The 26,158-nt window shown below is 31.0% G+C and carries 27 protein-coding genes, 1 pseudogene and 1 riboswitch; of the genes and pseudogenes, 19 read left to right on the forward strand and 9 right to left on the reverse strand.

The features are described from left to right. Window positions 1–9: 9 nt before the first annotated feature. The 3 genes from ACU4C5_RS11475 to ACU4C5_RS11485 all read right to left on the reverse strand — a co-directional run bounded on the left by ACU4C5_RS11475 (window position 10) and on the right by ACU4C5_RS11485 (window position 3,627). Entirely contained in the window at window positions 10–423 is a 414-nt protein-coding gene (locus ACU4C5_RS11475; RefSeq protein WP_446844349.1) for a hypothetical protein, read from the reverse strand. Between the two features lie 80 nt (window positions 424–503). Continuing rightward, window positions 504–2,894: a gliding motility-associated ABC transporter substrate-binding protein GldG gene (gene gldG / locus ACU4C5_RS11480; RefSeq protein WP_446844350.1), complete on the reverse strand. Its 2,391-nt coding sequence runs from the start codon at window positions 2,892–2,894 to the stop codon at window positions 504–506. Window positions 2,895–3,318: 424 nt separating this feature from the next. Further along, window positions 3,319–3,627 carry a helix-turn-helix domain-containing protein gene (locus ACU4C5_RS11485; RefSeq protein WP_446844351.1) on the reverse strand — a complete coding sequence of 103 codons (309 nt, stop codon included), beginning with the start codon at window positions 3,625–3,627 and terminating at the stop codon, window positions 3,319–3,321. A 158-nt stretch (window positions 3,628–3,785) separates the two neighbouring features. Here ACU4C5_RS11485 and ACU4C5_RS11490 point away from each other — a divergent pair, with 158 nt between their 5' ends. From ACU4C5_RS11490 to ACU4C5_RS11510, 5 genes are all read left to right on the forward strand, one after another. After that, window positions 3,786–5,375 (forward strand): vitamin K epoxide reductase family protein, encoded by a 1,590-nt coding sequence (locus ACU4C5_RS11490; RefSeq protein ID WP_446844352.1) that lies wholly within the window; start codon window positions 3,786–3,788, stop codon window positions 5,373–5,375. 49 nt (window positions 5,376–5,424) lie between these two features. Further along, window positions 5,425–5,661 (forward strand): hypothetical protein, encoded by a 237-nt coding sequence (locus ACU4C5_RS11495; RefSeq protein WP_446844353.1) that lies wholly within the window; start codon window positions 5,425–5,427, stop codon window positions 5,659–5,661. A 65-nt stretch (window positions 5,662–5,726) separates the two neighbouring features. Beyond that, window positions 5,727–6,677 carry a carboxypeptidase-like regulatory domain-containing protein gene (locus ACU4C5_RS11500; RefSeq protein ID WP_446844354.1) on the forward strand — a complete coding sequence of 317 codons (951 nt, stop codon included), beginning with the start codon at window positions 5,727–5,729 and terminating at the stop codon, window positions 6,675–6,677. Beyond that, entirely contained in the window at window positions 6,677–8,863 is a 2,187-nt protein-coding gene (locus ACU4C5_RS11505) for a peptidase domain-containing ABC transporter (RefSeq protein ID WP_446844355.1), read from the forward strand. Before ACU4C5_RS11500 ends, ACU4C5_RS11505 begins: the two co-directional genes overlap by 1 nt. A 55-nt stretch (window positions 8,864–8,918) precedes the next feature. Continuing rightward, window positions 8,919–10,223 (forward strand): HlyD family secretion protein, encoded by a 1,305-nt coding sequence (locus ACU4C5_RS11510; protein WP_446844356.1) that lies wholly within the window; start codon window positions 8,919–8,921, stop codon window positions 10,221–10,223. A gap of 93 nt (window positions 10,224–10,316) precedes the next feature. On the opposite strand, the gene ACU4C5_RS11515 is transcribed toward ACU4C5_RS11510, so the two are convergent. Continuing rightward, complete coding sequence (locus tag ACU4C5_RS11515; protein ID WP_446844357.1) at window positions 10,317–10,751, reverse strand: hypothetical protein; 435 nt, start codon at window positions 10,749–10,751, stop codon at window positions 10,317–10,319. Window positions 10,752–11,023: 272 nt separating this feature from the next. On the opposite strand from ACU4C5_RS11515, the gene ACU4C5_RS11520 reads away from it, so the two are divergent. Further along, entirely contained in the window at window positions 11,024–11,515 is a 492-nt protein-coding gene (locus ACU4C5_RS11520; protein ID WP_446844358.1) for a hypothetical protein, read from the forward strand. Window positions 11,516–12,800: 1,285 nt separating this feature from the next. Here the strand turns inward: ACU4C5_RS11520 and ACU4C5_RS11525 are convergent. Next, window positions 12,801–12,959: a hypothetical protein gene (locus tag ACU4C5_RS11525; protein WP_446844359.1), complete on the reverse strand. Its 159-nt coding sequence runs from the start codon at window positions 12,957–12,959 to the stop codon at window positions 12,801–12,803. 473 nt (window positions 12,960–13,432) lie between these two features. Here ACU4C5_RS11525 and ACU4C5_RS11530 point away from each other — a divergent pair, with 473 nt between their 5' ends. The 7 genes and pseudogenes from ACU4C5_RS11530 to ACU4C5_RS11560 all read left to right on the forward strand — a co-directional run bounded on the left by ACU4C5_RS11530 (window position 13,433) and on the right by ACU4C5_RS11560 (window position 16,821). Beyond that, window positions 13,433–13,693: an RHS repeat-associated core domain-containing protein gene (locus tag ACU4C5_RS11530; protein WP_446844360.1), complete on the forward strand. Its 261-nt coding sequence runs from the start codon at window positions 13,433–13,435 to the stop codon at window positions 13,691–13,693. Window positions 13,694–13,883: 190 nt separating this feature from the next. Further along, window positions 13,884–14,162, forward strand: a complete 279-nt coding sequence (locus ACU4C5_RS11535; RefSeq protein WP_446844361.1) for a M91 family zinc metallopeptidase — start codon at window positions 13,884–13,886, stop codon at window positions 14,160–14,162. An 89-nt stretch (window positions 14,163–14,251) separates the two neighbouring features. Next, a complete protein-coding gene (locus ACU4C5_RS11540; protein WP_446844362.1) occupies window positions 14,252–14,776 on the forward strand; it encodes a hypothetical protein in 525 nt (174 codons plus the stop codon). A 153-nt stretch (window positions 14,777–14,929) separates the two neighbouring features. After that, window positions 14,930–15,025 (forward strand): annotated as a pseudogene (locus ACU4C5_RS11545) (RHS repeat-associated core domain-containing protein); the annotation flags it as partial. A 111-nt stretch (window positions 15,026–15,136) separates the two neighbouring features. Then, window positions 15,137–15,730, forward strand: a complete 594-nt coding sequence (locus tag ACU4C5_RS11550) for a hypothetical protein (RefSeq protein WP_446846472.1) — start codon at window positions 15,137–15,139, stop codon at window positions 15,728–15,730. Between the two features lie 62 nt (window positions 15,731–15,792). Next, a complete protein-coding gene (locus ACU4C5_RS11555) occupies window positions 15,793–16,209 on the forward strand; it encodes a hypothetical protein (RefSeq protein ID WP_446844363.1) in 417 nt (138 codons plus the stop codon). A 237-nt stretch (window positions 16,210–16,446) separates the two neighbouring features. Beyond that, the gene (locus ACU4C5_RS11560) at window positions 16,447–16,821 is read left to right on the forward strand and encodes a hypothetical protein (protein WP_446844364.1); all 375 of its coding nucleotides are present in this window, start codon (window positions 16,447–16,449) and stop codon (window positions 16,819–16,821) included. Window positions 16,822–17,052: 231 nt separating this feature from the next. On the opposite strand, the gene ACU4C5_RS11565 is transcribed toward ACU4C5_RS11560, so the two are convergent. Together ACU4C5_RS11565 and ACU4C5_RS11570 are read right to left on the reverse strand one after the other, a co-directional pair. Next, window positions 17,053–17,349 (reverse strand): putative quinol monooxygenase, encoded by a 297-nt coding sequence (locus tag ACU4C5_RS11565; RefSeq protein WP_446844365.1) that lies wholly within the window; start codon window positions 17,347–17,349, stop codon window positions 17,053–17,055. Beyond that, window positions 17,350–18,189 carry an SAM hydrolase/SAM-dependent halogenase family protein gene (locus ACU4C5_RS11570; RefSeq protein ID WP_446844366.1) on the reverse strand — a complete coding sequence of 280 codons (840 nt, stop codon included), beginning with the start codon at window positions 18,187–18,189 and terminating at the stop codon, window positions 17,350–17,352. A gap of 110 nt (window positions 18,190–18,299) precedes the next feature. Between ACU4C5_RS11570 and ACU4C5_RS11575 the strand changes: the two genes are divergently transcribed. After that, window positions 18,300–19,253, forward strand: coding sequence for a PhoH family protein (locus ACU4C5_RS11575; protein WP_446844367.1), 954 nt, complete (start codon window positions 18,300–18,302; stop codon window positions 19,251–19,253). A gap of 42 nt (window positions 19,254–19,295) precedes the next feature. After that, complete coding sequence (locus ACU4C5_RS11580) at window positions 19,296–20,243, forward strand: phosphoribosylaminoimidazolesuccinocarboxamide synthase (RefSeq protein ID WP_446844368.1); 948 nt, start codon at window positions 19,296–19,298, stop codon at window positions 20,241–20,243. A gap of 67 nt (window positions 20,244–20,310) precedes the next feature. Here the strand turns inward: ACU4C5_RS11580 and ACU4C5_RS11585 are convergent, their stop codons facing one another. Continuing rightward, entirely contained in the window at window positions 20,311–20,718 is a 408-nt protein-coding gene (locus tag ACU4C5_RS11585; protein WP_446844369.1) for an acyl-CoA thioesterase, read from the reverse strand. Between the two features lie 156 nt (window positions 20,719–20,874). Further along, window positions 20,875–21,059: riboswitch (cobalamin riboswitch) on the reverse strand. Between the two features lie 146 nt (window positions 21,060–21,205). Then, window positions 21,206–22,126, reverse strand: a complete 921-nt coding sequence (locus ACU4C5_RS11590) for an AraC family transcriptional regulator (RefSeq protein ID WP_446844370.1) — start codon at window positions 22,124–22,126, stop codon at window positions 21,206–21,208. 171 nt (window positions 22,127–22,297) lie between these two features. On the opposite strand from ACU4C5_RS11590, the gene ACU4C5_RS11595 reads away from it, so the two are divergent. The 4 genes from ACU4C5_RS11595 to ACU4C5_RS11610 all read left to right on the forward strand — a co-directional run bounded on the left by ACU4C5_RS11595 (window position 22,298) and on the right by ACU4C5_RS11610 (window position 26,157). Continuing rightward, entirely contained in the window at window positions 22,298–23,797 is a 1,500-nt protein-coding gene (locus ACU4C5_RS11595; RefSeq protein ID WP_446844371.1) for an aldehyde dehydrogenase family protein, read from the forward strand. 72 nt (window positions 23,798–23,869) lie between these two features. Next, complete coding sequence (locus ACU4C5_RS11600) at window positions 23,870–24,223, forward strand: DUF779 domain-containing protein (protein WP_446844372.1); 354 nt, start codon at window positions 23,870–23,872, stop codon at window positions 24,221–24,223. Between the two features lie 160 nt (window positions 24,224–24,383). Continuing rightward, window positions 24,384–24,803, forward strand: coding sequence for a transposase-like zinc-binding domain-containing protein (locus ACU4C5_RS11605; RefSeq protein ID WP_446844373.1), 420 nt, complete (start codon window positions 24,384–24,386; stop codon window positions 24,801–24,803). Window positions 24,804–24,909: 106 nt separating this feature from the next. Beyond that, window positions 24,910–26,157, forward strand: coding sequence for a hypothetical protein (locus ACU4C5_RS11610; protein ID WP_446844374.1), 1,248 nt, complete (start codon window positions 24,910–24,912; stop codon window positions 26,155–26,157). The last annotated feature ends 1 nt before the right edge of the window (window position 26,158 follow it).

Genomic DNA, 26,158 nt, shown 5'->3' on the forward strand with positions numbered 1-26,158 from the left:
CGTTTTAGATTAGTTTTTGCGAATATCTATTCTTCTTATCTCAGTGATAGTACCGCTAAACATACCAAAATGACCATTCCAACCCTGTTTAAAAGTACCAATAACTGAGGCGTGTTTTTCGCTACAATACATATCTAATTCGCGTCTGTGTTTTTTTGAAATAGATAGCCATATTGAATTCTTATAATAATGTTTATCGTCATCAGATTTAGAAGTGTACAAGGCTGTTCCTTCAAACTCTAAATTGAGATATCCCACCACACGAACTACTTTTCCGTCATAATCTTCAGGTTTAGAGATTAATTGATTTGTAGTAACTGTTGTAAATTGTCCTGGTGATTTATCTTTATTTCTACTAATAAAATCAGGTAAAGGATTGTCTTGACTAAAGCAACTGCTAGTTGATAGATATATTATAACCATGCATCCTATTATCTTTTTCAACATCAATTGTAACGCGTTTATTATGGAATACCTTTAATATAAGTAGTTGTTTATTATCTTTAAGACGTGTATTTTCGTTTTCGGAAGTAAGTAAAAAGAACTCCAAAAACTGCTAGAAAAACTAACGGTAATGCGACATTAATAAGTTGCCATTTACTTTTTTGAGCGGTCACTTTTTGAGTGTCTAAAAAGGCAATTGCAATCTCTTTTGTTCTAATATTAATAAGTCCGTTATCATCAAGCAGGTAATTTACCGCATTCTCTAAAAACTCTTTGTTACCAAATTGTCGTCCTGTCATTCTATCAAACCCTAATTGTTGTGGTTTGTTTCTAACCACATCATTTTTAATGATATCGCCATCCGCTATAATAATCATTTTTGTAGCTGTACTTTCATTTTTTTCTTCGGAAAGTTTAAACGGTTTAATTCTATTTTTATATACCGATGTAAATTCACCTTCCAGTAAAAGGGCTAAGGTTTGATTGCTTTTCGTGTAGCTTTCTGGGTTAGGTTCTTGTGTTACAATATTTAGATTAATCTCTTTTGGTACACCTTCTAACTTTGTAAGTTGCGAACTACGCAGTAATACGGTTTTTTCAATGTTGTTACTTAAGGTATCAATTTGGTTTGCAAAATCGAATTTCACAATATTAATATTACTAGTAATAGGGTGATTAGGATTACTTTCCGCTAGGGGAGCATATTGCCAACGTACCGGTTGAAACTGTGCGTCATTTCCTTCGCCAATAGCTAGAGTAATAGGCGCAGAGTACATATCATTAACCATTACAGGGTTTATACGCGCCCCATATTTAAAGAAGAAATCATTAAGATTAAGATCTTGCATAATTGCAACGGCACGTCCTGAGTCGTTAAATAAACTATCCTTATCCATAATCACAGATTCGGTAAGCCATAAACTTTTTCCGCCATTCATGGTGTATTGATCCAATACCAGTTTTTCGTTTTCGGTAAACGCTTCATTAGGTTTTGCTGCGATAATTAAATCGAAGGTTTTAAGCTGATTTAGGGTTTTTTGAGGTTGTGTAGCGACGCTATCTAATGTAAATGGTGCAATACTATAATGCGTGTTTATAGTCTTTAAAAAGTCAGCAATATAGACATCGTCCAATTCACCGTTTCCTTTTAAAATGGCTATTTTTTTAGATTTCCCAGTAGTAAGTTTCTTGAACCCTTCCGCGAAAGCGTACTCTAAATGCTGTACAGAATGACTTACACGCTCTTGGTCTGTTGCTCCAATTTTATTTTTTATAAGTGGAATAGTTACCGTTTGGTCGTTGTAACTCGCCAAAGCCCAAGGGAAAATAAGTTCTTGTGTAGATTTTCCATTGTCTTTTACCGTAAGCTGAAACGGTTGTAAACCACGTTGTGCGAGTTGTTGTACGTTACGATCGCGAGTTGCCTCGTCTGCAATAGGATTTATAAAATTGAATTTTACTTCGGAATTATATAGTGCAAACTCTTCTAATATCTGGCGGGTTTCGGTTTTTAAGCGTCTAAATTCCGCAGGAAACTCGCCTTCTAAAAAGACGTCTATAATTAAAGGCGAATCTACATGTTCTAGTGTGTTTAATGCTGCTTGAGATAAGGTGTAACGCTGATCTTGTGTCACATCAAAACGTTTGTAAATATTTTGAGTTAAGACATTAAAAAGAATAATTGCTATAGGAAATATAGCGCGTTTTCCCCAGGCTATTTTTGTGTTTGATTTGGTGTTAAGTTTTAGCGTTGTAAGCCAAATAAACAGTGCAATTACACTTATAAAATACAGTAAATCTCTGGTGTCTAAAACGCCACGACTCATACTTTTAAAATGGTCGTCCATTCCTAGTTTTTCGAGATATATGGCATCTCCAAAAAGGTTGTAATTTGCTAAACCTTCAAACCCAAAGTAGAAGAAAAAACAGATAAATACGGCAATAATAAACGCTACAATTTGATTGTCTGAGAGTATAGATGCAAATACGCCAATTGCGGTATATGCTGCGGCTAAAAAGAGTAAGCCAAAGTAGGAACCTATAACGCTTCCCATGTCTAAATTACCAGTAGGATTTCCTAGTTCGGACACTGTGTATACATATAAAAGTGTTGGAAGTAACGCAATAATAATAAGTAATAAAGCCCCTAAATACTTACCTAAAACAATTTGTAAATGGCTTAAAGGTTTGGTAAGTAATAGCTCTAATGTGCCTTGTTTTTTCTCATCACTAAAACTTCGCATGGTGATTGCTGGAACCAAGAATATTAATATCCATGGAGCTAATAAAAAGAAGCTTGATAGATCGGCAAAGCCATTATCTAAAATATTAAAATCGCCTTTAAATACCCATAAAAACAAGCCGTTGAGTAATAAAAACATAGCAATTACTAAATAGCCAATTGGTGAGGCAAAAAACGAGTTTATTTCTTTTTTTAAAAGTGCTAGCATTAAAATATTGTATTTTATTAGGGTTATGAAACCGTCAGTTTTAACTGAATTTCCCCTATGTATTCAGTTTTACAAATATAGTAGCTATAACGCGAATAGTTAATAAATACTATTTATAATTTAATTTTTTGTACAAAATACTTTGTGTGGCGTGTTTTGTGTATGGATTATCTATAAATAAGGTATGTTTTAAGCACGCTATAACCACGCTATAACCATGGCGTATCCATGAAGTATCCATGAAGTATCTATGAGATATCCATGCTGTGTTTATTTGGTGTGTTTAGATAAATTATGTGCCTGATTTATCACACAAGCACTCATTGGAAACGAGTACTAGCGGAGACATAAGGTTTGTGGAAACCTTTGTGTGGAGAAAGCAATCTTAAAAATAATTTTTAAGATTGCTTTTTTAATAATAAGATTATTTCGTCTTTTTCTTTAAGTCTAGCCTCATATTGCTCAATAAGTTTTCTGAAACTTGAATATATTGCCCAAAATTACCGCCATTTTGAGTATGTACAGTAAATGAGTTTGTTTCTTCTCCATAAATATGTGATACAGAAACTTCTAAAAGTTTTGCTAGTTTACCAATTTCTTCAGCTACAAATTTTACCTCTCCATTTTCTCTACGACTGTATTGGCTTTGGCTTAAACCTAGTTGATGAGACACAAACTCTTGAGAAATTTTTTTATCTTCACGTAATAATTTTACTTTAGTAGCTAAATCCATGTTAATTAGTTTTTTTTTGCTAAAATATAAATTTCATGTTAAAATCACATAATATATGTTTAAAAGCTATTGTGTTTAATGTTATTAAATGTGATTTTTGACACATGAAGTATAAGTAGAAATAGGTAGTTATTATTTATAGAATTGATTATGAAAAAATGAAAAATAATTTAACTTATTTAGTAAAACAACTTTTAACAGAACATTCTGTTTTAATAGATTTTGAAGAGTTAAGTTTTCAAATACATAGTCATCCTTCATACCCTAGTTTACATGCTGTTACTGATGTGTTAGTCCATTTTAATATAGAAAATGTAGCGGTAAAAGTTCCTGTAGATACAGAAACATTAGAGCAATTACCTAATTGTTTTCTAGCTGAAATTGAAAAGAGTACAATAAAAAAGTTTGCTGTAGTTAATAAAGTAAATGATGGTTATCAATTGGTGTATGATAATAAAAGGAATGAATATATTTCTGAAACATTATTTTTAGAACACTTTACAGGAGTGTTGGTAACTGTTGAAATGAATGAAAAAGGAACTGTTAAAATTAAGTCAAATTATATCGATAGCCTTAAGTTACTTAGTGGTATTGCTTTATTAATTTTTATTTTTTATACATTAACTCCAAGCTTAGTAGTTAGTTTACATTTTTTATTATCTATTTTAGGTGCAGTTATCAGTTATTTCATAGTGCAAGAAGAGTTAGGGATGTCGTCAAACTTAGTAGATAAAATTTGTTCACAAGAAAATAAAATAAATAATTGTAATGCTATTTTAAAGTCTAAAGGTTCTTTGCTTTTTAAAGTTATAAAACTTAGTAATATTTGTATTATTTATTTTACAGGAATAAGTATAACGTGTTTATTACTTATGTTGAGTAGCTCAACATACTTGATTGTTTTTTTTATAAGTGTATTAACTTTTCCTGCAATTATTTATTCAATTTATTTGCAATATGTTATTGAGAGAAAATGGTGTTTATTATGTTTAGGAATCGTAGCTATTTTATCTTTACAAATAATACTTTCAATATTTTCTATAAGTGCAGGTGTTAATTTTATGAAAATTTATTTAAGCTTATCTATACTGCTGTTAGTGTTTTTAATTACAAGTGTTGTTTGGTTGTTTGTGATTTCAAAATTGAAAGTACAAATTGAATATAATCTATTAAAAATTGAGAGTACAAAATTTAAGCGTAATTATACTGTTTTTAGAAATTTATTATTTCAAAATGAAATGATAGATACCTTAATAGTTGATGCAAAAGAGATTGTTTTTGGAAATAAAAAAGCATTGTTAGAAGTTGTGGTTATAACAAACCCCTTTTGTAATTTTTGTAAAGAGACACATGATTTAATAGAGGCTTTATTAAAAAAGAATAAAGAACAAATTTCTATTATTGTTAGATTTAATATCAATATAGAAGATAAAGATAGTGAACTTGTAAAAGTTACTATGCGATTATTGAAAATATATAATGAAGAAGGTGAGGAGTCTTGTTTAAAGGCTATGCGTGAAATTTATAATAAACATGATATTGAAGGGCAGGTTAAACCATTTGATAATAGTGAAAAATATTTAGAGTTTTATGATGTATTATTAAAAGAGAGTAGATGGTGTATTGAGCATCAAATTAATTTTACACCGACACTATTAGTAAATGGATTTTTATATCCTAAAGAATATAAAAAAGGAGATATAGTCTTTTTTATACATGATTTATATGAGGATGTCATAAAGACTTAAGTCGTAAGTGTCTATAAATAATTTACGTATAATTTAAATAATTTGTATTATGTTAAAAAAAATTTTAAATTTAGAAGGAGTTACTATTCTTGATCAAGAACAACAAAATCAAGTCGTAGGAGGTAAAGTAACATGTGAAAGTCCAGTATTTAGCCATTTTGAGGCGCCTGGTGAAGGAGCTATTAATGGAGGTCAAGGTGGAGCCGTATATACACAAAACTGTGTTGATACAGGTTTTTTAGGTTTAGGAAAACCTAAAAAGTTTATTCATACATTTTCGGTATAAAAAAACGTGATTTGTTACAATAAAAAAAAGCTAACCTAATTCTAGGTTAGCTTTGTTTATATATTATGAAAGAAATAATTTTAGTTAGTTTGTTTATTTGTAAGATGGCTTATTGTCAAAACTTTAGAGTGATTGATGTAGTTACGAAACAACCTGTAGTTTATGCTAATATTGATTTTTTAAATAGTAAAGGAACATTTACAAATACAAAAGGAGAGTTTAATATTGCTCTTGTAGATGTAATAGATTCTATTAAAATATCTTCAGTAGGTTATGTAACAAAGTACATGACTTATAATGACCTATTAAATGATTCTGTTATAGGATTAGAACAAGATATTACTAACTTAAATGAAGTTGTAATACAAAATAAAAAAGTAAAGATATTAAAACACAAAAAACCATTGAGACTCCTTAATTTAGGACCAATTAAAGTGGACCATGAAGAGTTTACATCAGGTGAGTTAGGGGTGACTTATATTCCTTTTCCAGTTGATATTACAGACACTACTGATGTTTATATAAAGCAAATTATAGTTAATACAACAGGTTATACTTCCGAAGAACGAAAATATTATCCTTTTAAAGTTAATTTGTATGCTTTTAATAAAGCATATCATCCACCTAAAATTGAAGATTCTTTAATGATGGGAATTATAGCCTCTCGTAAAAAAGGAGAAACAAGTAAAGTGGTAATAAATATAGATGATAAAATTAAATTAAGTAAAAAGGGGGTCTTTGTATCATTTGAAACATTACCAGATAAATATTATCCAAATAACACAGGTATAGATACATCTTACAAAACTCCAAAAAGATTAAAAAAGCGAAATTTAGTTTATATAGGATATGGAGCGGTAGCTAAAACTATTGATATTAATCCTAAAAAAACAAAAGTGTACTCTTTTTCTTTAAATAAGAATATAAAACTAATGTTTGATGATGATGATATTAATGATTATTGGAAAATGAAAGAGAACTTTATATATGATTTAACAATTAAAGTTGAATATTAATGGTCTTTCCACACTACAAACAAGCCGATGGTAAAGACTGTGGACCAACTTGTTTAAAGATAATAGCTAAGTACTACAAACAAAGTATAAGCATACAGCAACTACGTGTTGTTAGTGAAACTACACGTTCTGGGAGTAGTTTACTAGGGTTAAGTGAAGCTGTAGAAGCTATTGGATTTAAATCGCTAGGAGTAAAACTAGCTTTTAACAAATTACTAGAAGCTCCTTTACCTTGTATATTACATTGGAATAAAAACCATTATGTAGTTTTATACAAAATAAAGAAGGATACTGTTTACATTTCAGACCCTGCACATGGCTTAATTACATTTACAAGGCAAGAATTTATAAGACATTGGATTGGCAATAATGCTACAGACCAAACCGAAGAAGGCATAGCTCTCTTGTTAGAACCTACTGCGAAATTTTACGATTCCGATTTTGATGAGGGCAAATCAGAATTTGGTTTTAAGTTTTTATCACGCTATATTTTTAAATACAAACAGTTTCTTTGGCAATTAATAATAGGATTAATAGCAGCCAGTTTGCTACAGTTAGTCTTTCCTTTTTTAACGCAAAGTGTTGTAGATGTTGGTATAAAAAACCAAGATATACATTTTATATACCTTATTTTATTTGCCCAGTTAGCTTTGTTTATTGGTAGAACAGCTATTGAGGTGATACGCAGTTGGATATTATTACATTTAAGTACACGTATAAACATCTCATTAGTTTCAGACTTTTTTATTAAACTCATGAACTTGCCTATTGCCTTTTTTGATACTAGAATGACAGGTGATATCTTACAACGTATTAACGACCATAAACGTGTGGAGCAGATACTAACAACGTCGTCTTTAAATGTGTTGTTTTCTATGGTAAATTTATTGGTGTTTAGTTGTGTTTTAGCCTACTATAATGTGACTCTATTTTTAATATTTTTGGCAGGTAGTTTCTTTTATTTTCTGTGGATTATTATATTCCTCAAAAAACGAAAAGATTTAGATTATAAACGTTTTTCGCAGGTAAGCCAAGAGCAAAGTAAGGTTATTGAACTTATTAACGGTATGCAAGAGATAAAGCTACATAATGCCGAAAAACAAAAACGATGGAGTTGGGAGTTTTTACAAGCTCGTTTATTTAAAATATCGATAGAAGGTTTAGCTTTAGAGCAATACCAAAGTGTGGGTTCGGGATTTATAAACGAATTAAAGAATATATTAATAACGGTACTCTCTGCAAAATTAGTTATTGATGGCGAGATTACTTTAGGGATGATGCTTGCCATAAGTTATATTGTAGGGCAGTTAAACTCACCAATAGCACAACTTATTAATTTTATTAGGGAAGTCCAAGATGCTAAAATAAGTTTAGACCGGTTATCTGAAATTCATAATAAAGAAGATGAAGACCCAGATGGAGTTGAAAAAATCACAGAGATTGCCTCACAAACAGATATAGTATTAGAAAAAGTATCGTTTCGTTATATTGGTGCAGAACAATTGGTATTGCAAGATTTAGATTTAACAATTCCATCCCATAAAATTACAGCAATTGTAGGTGTAAGTGGAAGTGGAAAAACGACACTAATGAAGTTGCTTTTAAAATTTTATGACCCTAATAAAGGACATATAAAAATAGGGCATCATAGTTTACAAAATGTATCACAAAAAGCATGGCGGCATAAATGTGGCGTAGTTATGCAAGAGGGGTATATTTTTAATGACACTATTGCAAATAATATTGCAGTAGGTGAAGATTATGTTGATAAACAAAAATTAGCACACGCTGTAGATGTCGCTAATATTACTTCCTTTATAGAATCTTTGCCATTATCTTATAATACAAAAATAGGTATGGAAGGTGTTGGTATAAGTACAGGTCAAAAACAACGTTTATTGATTGCTAGAGCAGTATATAAAAATCCTGATTTTTTATTTTTTGATGAAGCTACAAGTGCTTTAGATGCTAATAATGAAAAAGTGATTATGGAAAAGCTTAATACGTTTTTTGAAAACAAAACCGTTGTTGTTATAGCACACCGATTGAGTACTGTAAAAAATGCACATCAAATAGTAGTTTTGGATGAAGGGAAGATTGTAGAAGTAGGAAATCATACATCATTAGTTAAGCAAAAAGGGAATTATTATAATTTAGTTAAAAATCAATTGGAGTTAGGGAAGTAAAGACCTTTCGACTGCGCTCAAGGTGACATTGAAGTAAGTAGTTAAGTATTATAGTATGACAGAAATAAAAAACGAACATATAGAACAAGTTGAACTTCGTAGTGAAGATGTACAAGAGATACTTACACAAGTTCCACATTGGATGATACGTTGGGGAAATGTCTTGTTTTTAGCATTAATTATATTATTGTTGTTTGTGTCTTGGTTTGTAAAATACCCAGATATTATAACTTCGGAAGCCTTAATAACAACTGAAATACCACCACAAAAGGAGTATGCGAAAGTAACAGGTAAAATTGCCGATATTTTGGTAGAAGATAACCAGAATGTTACAGGAGGTAGAGCTTTGGCAATACTAGAAAACACAGCAAATTATAAAGATGTTTTTAAGCTAAAAAGCGTTATAGATACTATTACTGTAAATAGTAAATCGTTTTATTTTCCAATAGATAGTTTGCCTATTTTATTTCTTGGTGATATAGAATCGCAATTTGCTTTGTTTGAAAATAGTTATATACAATATGAACTAAATAAGGCGTTGAAACCTTTTAATAATGAAGCAGAGGCTAACCGTTATTCTCTTTCAGAATTATATAGGCGTTTAGAGAGTTTGCAATCTCAAAAGTTAATTAATAAAAAGGAGTTAGATTTTACTGCAAAAGATTTACAACGTAATAAAACCTTATATGAAAAAGGTGTGATTTCGGCTCAAGATTATGAAAATAAACAAATAGAGTTTGCCCAAGTGGAACGTAATTATAAAAACTTTGAAGCTTCAATTTCTCAAATACGTGAAGGTATAAGTAATGCAAGGAAAACATCGAAAAGTACAGAAATAAACCGTGTAAAAGAAAATATGGTTTTACTTAAAAATGTGATTCAGTCTTTTAATCAACTCAAAAAAGCGATTAAGGATTGGGAGTTTCAATATGTGTTACAGTCTAATATAGATGGGAATGTATCATTTTTAAGTTATTGGAATGCTAACCAAACGGTAAATCAAGGCGATTTGGTATTTACTATTATTCCTAGTGAAAACTCTTCTTTTATAGCAAAATTAAAAACCCCAGCACAAAATTCAGGAAAAATAAAAAAGGGGCAAAAAGTGCATATAAAATTAGAGAATTTTCCTGATGCAGAGTTTGGTGTTTTAAGGGGAACAGTTAAAAAGATATCACTTATACCAAACCAAGATGGTTTATATTTAATAGATGTAGCGTTGCCTAAAAAACTAATAACGTCTTATAAAAAAGAGATAGACTTTAAACAAGAAATGACCGGTGTTGCCGAAATTATTACCGAAGATTTAAGACTTATTGAGCGTTTCTTTTATCAGTTTAAAGAGGTGTTGAAACGCTAGGGTGATGTTTGTTACTATCGTCTTCTGTTAATATTCATCTGTTTCGAGGATCGATAATGATAAGTGAAAATTGAGAGAAATAGCATAAGACCACTAATGATTGAGAATAATATTCAAGTTTTGTTTTTTTGCTGTTAAAAACGCAGTGAAAGCCTTTTCATACTCCATAATATCAGATAAGTACAGTGCTTTATAAAAGTGTGCTTTCACATTGTTTTTATGATATTTTTCATTTTGAGAGATTGCAATAATACTATCACTATATTTAATTTGTACTAATTCATTGTTTATAAGAAGGTGATAAAACAAATACCCATCTAAAAGCTGTACCGTATCCTTTTCTCTTTTCGCTTTTTCTACAAAAGCCTTTAAGTAGGTGTCTCTAGTTAGCGTATCATTTTTATGTGTTCTAATTTGTGTTTTTATCTCCTCATAACTTAGTGTTGAGAGCGTATCTGTTGTTTTTTGAGCCTGTAAAGCAGTGCTTAAAAATAAGGTTGCTATAGTGATTAAAAATAATTTAGGCATTTTGTTTTGCTATTTGGGTTCTAAAATATTTAGAATAAATATAAAATGCTATTAATTGTTGTTGTTTTTCGTTTGTTATTACTATAATAAATAATGTTCTTTTTTAATATATTGATTTGTAGTTTTTTATATGTTTTAAACTAAAGTTGAATAGTTGATTTTAATACTCTGTATTCATGAAAAAAGAGTCGAAATTCATGAATTTCGACAAGCTTATTTTTTGATAATGAATAGTTTACCCTAAGTTTACCCAAACATTAAAATAAAAACAGATGAAAATTAAATTATTTATTATGGCTTTCCTTTTTTGCAATACAATGATGTATTCGCAATCTAAATTTAATATAGGTTTTGGCTTAAACGAGCAGTTTGTAAAAAAAGATATGGGTGTTAATACCGAAGGCTTTTTAAGCTATAATATTAATACAGATATAAGTTTAGTACTTAGTGCAGCTAATGCCGAAATGAAGAATGATGAGTTAGATGTAAAATACAATTTAAGTAAATATGCACTACAAGTGAATTATGATTTTGCTAAATCTGAAACTTCAAAATTTGAGTCTGTTTTTGGATTTTCTTATCTCAATTTTGATAAAAAACTAGAACTTGATGATAATAACGGATTAGGACTTGATTTAGGTATACAAACCATGTTTGGCTTAGATAAACGATTACATTACGGATTAAGAATTATATCTACTTATAGTAGTATTTCTCCAGGAGCAATACTAAACGCCGGAATACTTTTTAAATATAATTTATGAATCAGAATCAAAAGAAGAAAATGAGTTTAAAGAATTATTCTTGGAGTTGTAATAGTAGGAAAAATTGCAAGTCGGTTTTTAAATTTAAGTGATGAGATAAATACATTATTTACTACTGCTTTGTTTAATAGGACTTACGTATTTAGTTTTTTCTTGGGCTTTCAATACAAGATGGTTAAAACTCGTATTTGCACTTTGCGGAATATATTTAATTGTAATGAATTTTATTCCCAAATTTAGTTGGAGTTCAATAATTGGAATCATCTGTATTGTAACCCCTATGATTATTGGTCGATTTTTACCAGAAGAAGATTCATTAATAATTTAAAAACAATAACAATATGAGTGAGATGTTAAAAACCATACTAAAAGCCGGTTTTTTTAGGCTTAATAATAGTTTTTGTTTGACACTTCTTTTTGAATAAGAAAAACAAGAATAATAAAAATGTTAGTCTGAGTAGTATAGAGGACTATTTTATTTGTCAAATGGTTCTCTATTACTATTCAATCAATTATAAAAAACTATGAAAAAATCATTAAAAATATTACCTTTTTTACTCTTAGGAGGATATTTAGCATTTGTTTATTCAAATGAGCGTATTTCATTCCTTATTCAAATGATAATTATAATTATCATTCTTATTATATCATCAATTGTGTTGTATAAGGAAATCAAATTAAAAAAAATATCGAAAACAAACATTGTAGTATTTGGTGTTTTTATATTACTAACACTATCTAGTTCTGTATATTTTTACCTTATTTAAAATTTTATTAGTAGTATTAAGATTATTAAAAGCACACGTTGGAAACGAGCGCTAACGGGGCTTGGGCGATAACACATTGGTGGTGAAAATAAATAAATAAATATCTTTATGTCAAATAAATTTACAATAGTATCAGCTATAATATCTGCAATTACATTTTTTTTAATTTTATATTATATAATTGAAATGTCAATAAGTTATTCTGTATACATTTCACTTTTTGTGTTTATTTTACCCTTGATTGTTTCTTCATTGGTAAAAAAAAATAAATAGCAAGAGAATGTAATTGGTGTATTTAACTGTAGTTTACCAAAAGTGATTACTCAGTATACAGGAAATTGTAATACAAAATAAGAAAGTAAAGATATTAAAACATAAAAAAAACATTGAGACTTCTTAATTTAGGACCGTCGGTAAGAGTAAGCATAACTATATAAAACATTACATTTTTTTATAATTTGTAAAAATATTATGTAAAAAAGTAGCCATAATTTATGGTTGCTTTTTACTTGTTATAGTTATTTTACTTCTTTAGAAATTTCATCAGCCATAATAAGTGCATTATATACATTTACAATTTTACCAGATTTAGATATTTCGTTAAAAGGTGTTGTTTTTGTTTTATCTTCTTTTGTAGGTGTTTTTACAGGAAAAGTGTACTCAATACCACTATCCATAATGATGTGTTTTACCTGTGAAGCGGTAAGATTAGGGTAATAAGCAAATAATAGAGCTGCTACAGATGCTGTTAGCGAACTAGATAATGAAGGTTTAATAAAGACCTACAACAAATTAGAACAAAGTATAAGCTTAAAACCCCCGTACAAGAAGGTAGTATGTCAAGTTTAATACACGATGCTAGTAAATACCATGGCTATTGCTACCATAGTGATCATTTAGGAAGTTCTTCGTATATTACAAACACAAACGGAGATGTCACACAGCATATGGAAATCGAAATAAACTTGTTCAATGCGTAGCATTGTCTATATAAAAGATTCGCCGACTATGAGGAGGCAATATTTACCATTTGGCGAAACCCTAGTAGACGAGCACCAAAATAGCTACAACGCCCCATTTAAGTTTAACGGTAAAGAGTTAGATGATGAAATCGAGGAAGGAGATTCGCTGATTCCATAAAAATAAACGTATGAGGCAAACGGGTAATTACTATTACGGAGCAAGATATTACAACCCTAAATGGAGTACTTGGTTGAGTGTGGACCCGTTGACGGAGAAGTACCCAAGTATATCTTCTTATGCTTATGTTGCTCAAAATCCAATAAAGTATATTGATCCAGATGGGATGCAGATTGAATACCATGAGAACAATACTTCTTGGTTTAATTTAGGTGCTAAGCTGAGAATATTTGCCCAATCCATTTTGGTACTAAAGAAACACGATCAATGATTAAGGCACTCAAAGAGGATAAAAAGGTACATACAATAATACAAAGTAATGATGTTAATCTTGGCAGTAATTCTCAGGCTAAAAGCTTGTATGACTATAAATTAGAGGACTTAAGGAACCCAATTCCGATGCCAGATTACTCCTCGGCAACCGATGCCGAGATTAATGATTATGACCAAAAAAAAGACGTTTGGGAAGAAATAAGCCTAAAGACGAACAAAATGGTAAAGGTGATGGTTCTTACATATTTATTAATCATAAAAAGGACAAAATTAATAAAGAAAGAAATCGTTCAATAGAAGGTCCGCATAAAAAAAATAAGACGCTAACATTATTTCATGAACTATTTCATAGTTATAGAATGAATAAAGGTGTTATTAAAGATAATAAAACAGAAGAAATAAAAGCAACTCAGTTTATAAATCGAAATTTTAGAAATGAAAAAAACAGAAGAAAAAAAATACTATAAATGGGATGTTTCTAAGTAAAATCAATTTAATTTACTCTTTAGTTTTTTTAATTAGTTTTTTCTTTTTCTCTTGCTTAAATATTAATATATTGAATAACAATCAAGAGAATAACTTACTAAGATATTTTATTCAAGTTGATGAATCAAATTTTAATATTAATACTTCATACAAGATTACAGGAGTTGAAAAAATTAATCTAAATCACTTTAATGATTTTAATGTTATTTCAGTTACATCAAATAGTAATGGAAGTAATATTAAAATTTCAAGAAAATCTAAAAAGAGATTACAAGGTCTTAAAATTTCTTTTTATGATAGTGATGACATCTTTAGAAACATACAAATAAATTTTTATTCTAATATTGTTGACATTCATCAATTGGACATTGGACAAAAAATTTCATTTGATAGAACAGTTAATATTGTGCCACCTCTGTTTTTAATGTCGTCATTACAGACCGGAAAATTTATAATTTGTGAAGAAAATAATATTATTTATAATTTTGATTCACTTACGGATTTGTATTTTTTTAGTCTTAGAGCAAGTTCAGGTGAGTATTTTATAGGTGAAAAAACTTGTCAAAACTCTTATTTTAGTTTGGATATAGAATAGGAATTGTGTCGCAACATATGGAATATTTACCATTTGGCGAAACCCTAGTAGACGAGCACCAAAATAGCTATAATGCCCCATTTAAGTTTAACGGCAAAGAGTTAGATGATGAAATCGAGGAAGGAGATTCGCTGATTCTATAGAAATAAGTATATGAAGCAAACTGGCAACTACTATTACGGAGCAAGATATTACAACCCTAAATGGAGTACTTGGTTGAGTGTGGACCCGTTGGCGGAGAAGTATCCATCAATATCATCTTTTGCCTATTGTGCGAATAATCCCATTTTATATATAGACCCGGACGGCAGAGATATAGTATTATCTGGTAGTAAAAAAGCCCAAGACGCTTATGTTAAGATGCTACACGCATCTACTGGAAATAATTACTCTATCATAAATAACAAACTTACATTTGTAGGAGTTGATGCAAACTTTAAGGGTGCTAAATCACAAACATTAATAAATACTATTCAATCTGGGATAGGTGCTAAAGGCGTTTGTACTATGAATTTGGTAGGGGACAAAAGAGATGATAAAGGAGTATTTATAGATAGTTATTCAAAGATGGAAATAGACATTTCCGATTTGAAAACTTTAGGAGGTGCAAGTTCAGCTTTACAAGGTGCAGCAATAGGACACTTCTTAAATGAAGTTCAGGTAGGCGGAGCATATGACCCAGCACACCAAGCAAGTTTAGGAGTAGAGGGAGTAATTTATGGAGAACTTGTTGGAGATAACACAATCACAACAAGAAGGGATTATGAAACGGGAGCACCGCAAAATGGGTATCAAAACGTGATATATGAATATAATTCCAAGAATAAGTTCCAATTACAACAAGGAGCAACTTCCACGACAAAAGGAACAGGTCAGTTTATCGGACCTTTAGAGATTACAGAATTAAGAGTAGTAGGAACAGGGGAATTAAAATCAGCAAAGAAAGTACCATGAGAATATTAATGTTATATGGAATAATGTTGCTTACTTTCTTTAGTTGTAAGGCACAAGAAAAAGTGACATTACGTTATATTGGTTACCAATACAAGGAAACCAAAAATAAAAGTTTTGTAAATGATGAACTAACATTTATAAAGGATAAAGACACTTTGAAAGTAAATATCAAAGTTCCTTTTGATGAGAGAAATGCACAAATCATTAATCGAGGGATATTCTATAACTGTCATTTAAAAGAAAATACAGTATATACACTTACGTTGAAAAAGATATGTGCAAGCGATATTCCGGAAGCGTATAACAGTTACTACAAAACAAATGCTATTCCTGATAAAAAGGATTGTTCAAAATTTACTGAAGTAGAAAAAGATACGGAGTATAACTACATCGGAAATTATGGAAAATATGTAGATATTGACGGAGTTCTGTATGAAGTAATTGGATTAAGTCCTGATGATAGTTGTTTTCCCCGCTAGCGCTCTAACGAGTACTGTAACGGTAATAACAAAAAACTACGCTATAAAGGTTTAGTTTTTTTGTGTTTTAGGTTTATGAGTAGAGAGTACAAGAAGGTAGTATTTAAATAGTTTTATGCACGATGCTAGTAAATACGATGGTTATTGGTACCATAGTGATCATTTAGGCATAGGGTCAGGAGGAGGTTGGGGAGCTGGAGGCATGTATTCATTTGGAACTACAAAAACATTCTAAAAATGAAAGATTTTAATATAAGCAACGGAGATAAGCTAATAGTAGTCTCTGTTATGGCAATACCAATATTCTTTTTGTTTGGGTATGTTTTTTTTAATACAATAATTGATAATAGAACAGCCAAAGAAAGATATTTAGATTATGTAATTGATGATTATTGTTCAGGTAAAGTAGATTCCATTTATAGACAAAAAATGAATCATAATATAATGATTTTAAAAACAAATGAATGTGAATTTCAAGTTGAAGCCGAATGGGAAAATTATTTTAAACTAGGAGATTCTATATCAAAGCATAAAGGGCAATTAATTTTAGAACATTATAGGAAAAGTAAATTAATTAGAATTTTAGATTATAATAAACTAAACAGAGAATAACCCCATTTTATATATAGACCCGAACGGCAGAGATATAGTATTACCTGGTAGTAAAAAAGTCCAAGACACGCCGCTAGCGCTCGTTTGTAACGAGTGCTAATAATAGTATTAATAACTATAAATATTATTATTAGTACAATGCTAACATAAGAAGTTTATGTGCGATTTAATAATTAAAGTTAAATATTAAGGTCTACACTCATTACAAACAAGCAATAACAAGATAAAACGCTACTGTAAACTCGCTAATTTATCTACACTCCAAGCTTCGGCTTTGGCATTAAACATAGGTTTTGTTTTTGCCCAAATTCCTTTAAATAAGCTAGAGTGTCTGTAAGCTTCCAAATCATCTTCATGTTCCCAAAAACTATAGGTGAAAAAGATATTTGTATGTTGCTTATCGCGGTATAATTCTAAAAACTGACAGCCTTTAAAGGCTCTAATATCTTTTTTTTGAGCTTCAAAATTCTCAAGAAAAGTATCAATATGTGAAGGCTCAAAACTCAATTTTACTATGCGTACAAACATTTATTCGTCTTTTAAAAAGTTAACAGTTACCGTATCTCTCATTTTTAATCCTAAAAGGGTAGAAGCACTTCCTATAGTTGCGCTATTACTTTTATAAACGGCAATTTCTAGGTAATTAGAGGCGTTAAAAACGGTGAGTCGTTTTCCTTCATCATGGCGTTTCTCTTCAGGAATATTAAAATCTATCGCATCACTATATTTATTATGTACGGTCTTAAATTTATAGTTTCGTGCTGATATGATATAGCGACGATTTTTTTGAATATTTTCAAAGAAATTACGCTTAATATTAGTGACTACATTTCCATAATTATCAATATAAATCACGCTACCAATAATTTGGTTTTTGTCGTCATTTACAAACGGAGTTAAATTTGTAATAGGTTTAATGGTGTTAATAACTTTTCCAATTACTTCAAGTGTTCCGCCACGTGCAATATGGCAAGCCACTTTAACAAAAATATCTAAAACAGGAAAACTTGTAGCAGTTCTGTCATGAATATTAATTTCTACAATTTTATCGGGTGCAATTTCAGCACAAATCATACTCATAATTCCGTTATTTGCACAAATAAAATAATGGCCATTTAGTTGCAGTGCAATATGCTTGTTTTCAGGGTTTAATTCAGAATCTATTCCAATAAGATGAATAGTTCCTTTAGGAAAACTACTATAGGCATTCTGAATAATATAAGCGGCTTCAGGGATGTTAAACGGTGCTACAGAATGAGAAATATCAACAATTCTCACTTCAGGAAGTTCGCTATAAATAGCGCCTTTTATTGCTCCTGCAAAATGATCTTTCTCACCAAAATCAGTTGTTAATGTGATTATTGCCATATATTAAATGTTGATATTTTTTTAATCTTTCCTCGCTTAAAATTGTGTAGATTTGTTACAGTACAAAACTACTAAAAGAAAACAGATTAATTTATTAAATCACATAGCTTTTGAATGAACTTATAATCTTACTGGAAGAAATATCTCCAAAAGAGTTTTTTGGAGCCCAAAATGTAAATATTGAACTGCTTAAAAAGCATTTTCCTAAATTAAAAATTGTTGCCCGAGGTAATGAAATTAAAGTTTATGGCGAAGATGAGCTTCTAGACGATTTTGATCGTAAAATGAAAATGTTGATGGCTCATTTTTCAAAATACAATGCATTAGATGAGAACGTGATTGAACGTGTAATTGCTAGTCAAAACAGCGAAGCGCTTGCCACTTCAGAAAAAAGTAGTCAGATTATTGTACATGGTGTAGGTGGCCGAATGATTAAGGCACAAACCTTTAACCAACGCCGCTTAGTAGAAAGCATGCGTAAAAATGATATGGTGTTTGCTATTGGTCCTGCGGGAACAGGGAAAACCTATACCGGTGTTGCTTTGGCAGTACAAGCATTAAAAAATAAAGAAGTAAAACGTATTATTTTAACTCGCCCAGCAGTAGAAGCAGGAGAAAATTTAGGATTCCTGCCTGGAGATTTAAAAGAAAAATTAGATCCTTATATGCAGCCGCTTTACGATGCGTTACGTGATATGATTCCTGCCGAAAAACTAGCCCAATTTATTGAAAACGGAACCATACAAATTGCCCCTTTAGCCTTTATGCGTGGACGAACTTTAGATCATGCTTTTGTGATTTTGGATGAAGGACAAAATACCACACATGCACAAATGAAAATGTTTTTAACCCGTATGGGGAAAAATGCTAAGTTTTTACTAACCGGAGATCCTGGACAGGTAGATTTACCGCGTCGATCAATTTCTGGACTTAAAGAAGCCTTATTGGTTTTAAAAGATGTAAAAGGCATTGGTATTATTCATTTGGATGATAAAGATGTCATAAGACACAAACTTGTTAAAAAAGTGATTGAAGCTTATAAGAGTATTGAAAATAGAGATTAAAATTAAAAATAGAACAACAACAACAACATAAACTAATACACAGTGAGTAATACAATAACAGATACTAATTTCAATTTTCCAGGACAAAAAAGTTTTTATAAAGGAAAAGTAAGAGCCGTTTATAATATCAATGACAACGAGTTGGTCATGGTAGCCACCGATAGATTGAGTGCCTTTGATGTGGTGATGCCTAAAGGGATTCCTTATAAAGGACAAATATTAAATCAGATTGCCACCAAAATGATGGATGCTACCCAAGATATTGTTCCTAATTGGTTAACTGCCACTCCAGATCCTAACGTTGCCGTTGGGTTATTGTGTGAGCCTTTTAAGGTTGAAATGGTAATTCGTGGCTATATGTCTGGTCATGCAGCGAGAGAATATAAATTAGGAAAACGTGAACTTTGTGGTGTTGCGATGCCAGAAGGGATGAAAGAAAATGATGCTTTTCCTGAGCCTATAATTACGCCAGCTACCAAAGCAGAAATGGGCGATCATGATGAAGATATTTCTCGCGAAGCTATTTTAAAACGTGGTATTGTTTCGGAAGCAGATTATATAGTTTTAGAAGATTATACACGTAAACTTTTTAAACGCGGATCGGAAATAGCTGCCTCTAGAGGTTTGATTTTAGTAGATACTAAATATGAATTTGGAAAAACTAAAGACGGTAAGATTGTATTAATTGATGAAATTCATACGCCAGACTCTTCACGTTATTTTTATGCTGAAGGGTATCAAGAACGTCAAGATAAAGGAGAAGCTCAAAAACAATTATCAAAAGAGTTTGTACGCCAATGGTTAATCGCTAATGATTTTCAAGGTTTAGAAGGACAAACTGTTCCAGAAATGACAGACGCATATATTACATCGGTTTCTGAACGTTATATTGAATTATACGAAAATATTACTGGTGAAACTTTTGTAAAAGGTGACGTTAGCGATATTGAAAATAGAATAGCACAAAATGTTTTAGCGTATTTAAAATAAGGCTTCAAACAATTACTATAAAAAACCTCGCCTATCAATTATGGCGAGGTTTTTTTGTATCTGAAACTTACTGTTTCATGATTTTGATAGGTTTTTTATTAGTATCAATTGCTACAAATGTAAATTCTCCGTGTATCGCTTTTTCGCGATGTTCAGAATACATTTGTTCGATATATATTTCTACAGACACTTTTAAGCTCGTATTTCCTATGTAGGTGATTTTACCTATCAGTTCAGCGATAGTTCCTGCAGGAATAGGTTTTTTAAAATCAATACGATCGCTACATACGGTAACCATTCTTTGGCGGCTAAAACGTGTTGCAGTTATAAAAGCAACCTCATCCATTAAATGCATAGCTGTACCACCAAAAAGGGTGTCGTAATGATTGGTTGTGTTAGGGAAAACAGCTTTGAAAATATGTGTCTCAGCACGTTTAATTTTATCTTCAATGTCTGGGGTGATTTGTGATTGCATGTGTTTTTAAGTTTAGTTAAATGTTTTTTAGCAGAATTTCTGCTTTGCAATACACATGATAAAAGTAGGGGTACACATAGAGGTCCACAAATTACCTAATAATAGATAATGTATGTTACTTGTATGTTGGGACCTCAGGCTTCAAATCGCGAAAGCAAAGTCGTCTTAGAAATGGCAGGTATCCTGACTTGTAACAGTTATCATCATCCTTCCCGTTTATATACAGTGGATATTAAGCGATGGTACTTTTTGTGTTACTTACAGTTGCGCGACAGTTCGTGATTTTCACACGATTCCCTTTTAATGCACGATTAAGTGTCACCTTTTCTTTTTTATGAAATTAAATAAAGAACTTGTTTATGATAAGCGAAATTAGGCTTTAATTATTTTAAATTCAAAAGATCAATGAAATCTTATTTGTTTTTTAGGTTGAATTGTTTTTAACTGTGTCTAAACAGGACGTACGACACATGAGAATTGACTCCTTTTATGATTTATGTAAAGACAGTTTAAACTGTTGCGGTGTCATTAATTCCATTTTTTTAAATTGTCTGTTGAAATAACTCGTATTATTAAAACCGGATTTGAATGCAATTTCCGACATTCTAACATCTACAGACTCTTTAATCAGTTTTTTTGAAAACTTAATTTTTTCAGAATTGATATAATCAATAGGCGAAATCCCTAAGGTGTTTTTAAATTGTTTGTGAAAATGAGAGGTACTCATATAAGCTTTTTTTGCTAAAAGATCAACACTAATATCTTTATTAGTGAGGTTCTCTTTAATGAATTTTATAACAGTTCCTATTCTGGTGTCGTTAAAAATGTGATGTGGATCGTTTAATATTAAAGATTTTGCTTTGGTTTGTAAGAGTCTAATAATTAATTCCTGAATCATTAAATCTAATAACACATCTTTTGATTTGTTGCTATTGGTAAACGTATAGGTTAGGCGTTCTATTAAGTGGTTAACATCTGCGTTATTAATTAAATGAGATGTTGTTTCCTGTAAATTCCAAGTATTATTTTCATTTTCAATAGCTACTTGCTGATTAAATTTCTCAACAACCTCATCAATTTTAAAAGCATCAATACCTAAAGCTAAACATTGTGTTGGTTTTTTTGTGGTTGCCACAGGAAAATCAATAACCATTTCTTTATTGGTTGGCATTACTACAGATTCGCCAGGAAAAAAATTGAAAGGTTCAAAACCGTCAAGATGCATAACTTTCTTTCCAGTGAGCATACTCGCAATAATGGGGAAGTTAAAAGTTAGAGACACTTTTTCGGCAAAAGCATGAGTTTCAAAAATATTAAGTTCAGCATAATCGGCATTGTAGGTTGTTCTGTTTTCTACTAAAGTAGTCATCTTCCTGTTACTTCTATGTGTATTTAATAGTGATTTCATACTTAATGTTATAAAAAATAATTCACAAATTTGTTAATAATAGATATGTTCAAAACTATGATAAATATGTTCAAGGGAATTAGAATATGATAAAATAACTTTATAAAAAATAAAGATAATCTATTTTTAAGATTAAATAAATGTCTAATTATTAATTTAACACAAAATTACATGAGTTATTCAAAACCGCAATTTAAAGAGAAATATGACAATTTTATAAATGGAAAATTTGTAGCACCAATAGGTGGGCAATATTTTGAAAACACCTCTCCAATAGATAATAGTTTAATTGCTAAATACCCAAGATCACAAAAAGAAGATGTAGAGTTAGCTTTAGATGCTGCAAATGCTGCAAAAGACGCATGGGGAAATACCTCAGCAACCGAGCGTTCTACATTATTAAATAAAGTGGCTGATATTATTCAGGAACATTTAGAAGAATTTGCCTTAGTAGAAACCTGTGATAACGGAAAACCAATACGTGAAACTTTAAATGCCGATGTGCCTTTAGCTATAGATCACTGGCGTTATTTTGCAGCTTGTATTCGCTCTGAAGAAGGAAGTGCTACGGAGTTAGATGAGCACACCTTATCTATGAATATAAAAGAACCCTTAGGTGTTATTGGGCAGATTATTCCGTGGAACTTTCCTTTATTAATGTTATCGTGGAAATTACCACCAGCATTAGTTACCGGAAATTGTGTGGTTTTAAAACCTGCTGAACAAACTCCAGCATCTGCGACCTTATTAATGGAGAAAATTGCCAATGTGTTTCCTCCTGGAGTTGTAAATGTAGTACATGGTTTTGGACCAGAAGCTGGAAAACCGTTAGCATCGAGTGCAAAAGTAGATAAAGTTGCCTTTACAGGGGAAACTACAACAGGACAGTTGATTATGCAATATGCTTCAAAAAACCTAAATCCTGTAACAATGGAATTAGGAGGGAAGTCGCCAAATGTTTTCTTTAACTCTGTAATGGATCATGATGATGCTTTCTTAGATAAAGCTGTTGAAGGTGCGGTATTATTCGCTTTTAATAAAGGAGAAGTTTGTACCTGTCCGTCACGATTATTAGTACAAGAAGATATCTATGATAAATTTATGGAACGTGTTATCGCTCGTACCGAAGCCATTATTCAAGACAATCCTTACGATATCAATACTATGGCGGGTGCTCAGGCTTCCGAAGATCAGTATGAGAAAATTCAATCTTATTTAAAAATAGGAGTTGAAGAAGGTGCAAAAGTACTTACAGGAGGAGCCGCAAATACATTGGATGGTAATTTAGCTAGCGGATTTTATATTAAACCAACCATTTTAGAAGGTCATAATAAGATGCGTGTATTTCAAGAAGAAATTTTTGGACCTGTATTATGTGTTACCAAGTTTAAAGATGAGGCCGAAGCTTTAGAAATTGCAAACGATACGCTTTACGGATTAGGTGCTGGAGTTTGGACGCGTGATGCCCACCAACTCTATCAAATACCAAGAGCTATAAAAGCTGGTAGAGTTTGGGTAAATTGTTACCATACCTATCCGGCACATGCGCCTTTTGGAGGGTATAAAAAATCTGGATTTGGTAGAGAAAACCATGTGATGATGCTTAACTATTACCGTCAAAATAAAAATATGCTTATCTCTTACGATAAAAATAAACAAGGTTTCTTTTAAACCATTAATACCCCTCTATTTTTAACTTTAGGCTGGATATGAAATATTCAGCCTTTTTAAATTAATTATAATATGAAAAGAATAGCTATAACTGATGAAGCGGTAAAGATTGTAGAACAACTGAAAGCAACACATGGAGCTCTTATTTTTCATCAAAGTGGCGGTTGTTGTGATGGATCGGCACCAATGATTTTTGAAAAAGACGCCATGTATCTTGATGAAAGTGATGTATTATTAGGAGACGTTTCAGGTGTAAATTTTTATATGAATATTGATCAGTTTAACTACTGGAAACATACCCATCTTACTGTAGATGTTACAAAAGGCCGTGGTGCTAGTTTCTCTTTAGAAATTCCTTTAGGGTTGCGTTTTTTAATTCATTCAAGATTGCTAACCAAAGCGGAAGACGCCTTTTTTAATCCCTAAACACCGGTATTGTTCTCTGTATTTTCATTTTAACAGTTTAAGCTCTAAATATCATAAGTATTCTTGATTTTAGGGCTTTTTTGTTGAAAATATTTAAGTTTTTAACAATTCTGTTTTATTTATATTGCTAAATTTATATATTTATGCTAAATTAATATATATGACTGTAGATTTGTGTCCAAACTGTGGGTCGGACCATTACATTAAGAGTGGAATAGTGAATGATAGACAGCGTTATAAGTGTAAAAAATGCAATTATTTTTTCTCTGTAAATAAAATAGGTAAGAAGATAGATGACTACTACGTTAATAAATCGCTACAATTATATTTAGAAGGCTTGACCTATCGCGAAATTGAACGTATTTTAGGGATTTCTCACGTAAGTATTATGAATTGGGTGAAAAAATACAATATAAAACGCCCTTATAATTCAAATTATCATCCTACATATAAGATTTTAAACGCTTCAGAATTGGCGATTTACTTTAGTAATTCAGAAAACATAAAAGGTGCAGGTGTTGTTGTGACTGAGTTAGGAGATAAGTTTATGCTCATTAAGTGGGAGCGATTTAAAGATTAGTATAGTAAATTAGCAAAAAGATATATTGTTTTTTTGTTAACACATTGTTTTTAAGAGCTTAGTAGTGCACACAAAACCAATTAACTACTAACCAATCTTTTAAACAATGAAAACACAGACACTTTTATTGGTAGGTTTTTTTTTAATGACCTTTCAATTTATAAATGCTCAAGGCTCTCCAGATTACACAGGGGGTCTGAAATTTAAATTCAATGAAGATGGGTCCAAATATCTGCGATTAATTTCATGGGCGCAAATTCAAGCCAATTACAATACCGATGAGACTTTTGATACTAATGGTAATGAGAATAGTCCGTTAAATTTTAATTTACGTCGGGCTCGAATATTAATGTTCGCACAAATTAATGAGGATTTTCTTATCGTTACTCATTTTGGATTAAATAGTTTAACCAGTTCTACATTAAGTCCCACAGGAACAGGGGATGGCTCACAACTCTTTTTTCATGACGTTTGGGCACAATACAATTTAGGTAAAGACCACACAGTTGGTGGTGGTTTGCATTACTTTAATGGTATTTCTAGATTAAACAATCAAAGTACACTTAACATGATGACGTTAGATAATAATCGTCAATCTTGGGCAACTATTGGCTTGTCCGATCAATTTGCACGTCATTTAGGTGTCTTTGCAAAAGGTAAATTCGATAAATTACAATATCGTGTTGCTATTAATGATGCATCAGTTTCAACATTAGACGCTCGAACTGCTGTTGCAGGTGGAGATGCTGTCTATAATGGTCGTGCAACTTTAGGTTCGAAAGATGCTGGTAAAACTTACGCAGGTTATTTCGATTATAATTTCTTAGATCAAGAGTCAAACTTCTTACCGTATAAAGTAGGGAGTTATTTAGGTGGAAAAAAAATATTTAATGTTGGTGCAGGTTTCTTTTTGCATCCTAAAGGCGCTGTTATAGATACAGGAACGGCATTAAACCCTAATTTAGAAGGCGAAGATGTTTCCATATTTGCAGTAGATGCTTTTTACGATGTGCCTTTAACTGACAATGGAAGTGCTATTACTGCTTATGCGGTATATCAAAATAGTAACTACGGTAAAAATTACTTGTATAGTGCTTATGGTACAGGAAGTATGATTTATAGTCATGTAGGATATGTTTTTAAAGGTGACTTAGCTAAAACAAGATACCAACCTTATGTAAGTTATGGTACGCATAGCTATGATGCCGTTAGCGATGACAGATCAACATTAGGTGTTGGTGTAAATGCTTATATGAGCGGACACAATTCCAAATTAACCTTAGAGTATAAAAATCAACAATTTGGTGCTTTAGATGAGACTATTATTTCATTACAAGCGATGATTTATCTATAAA

This window comes from Lacinutrix undariae (assembly GCF_052934785.1).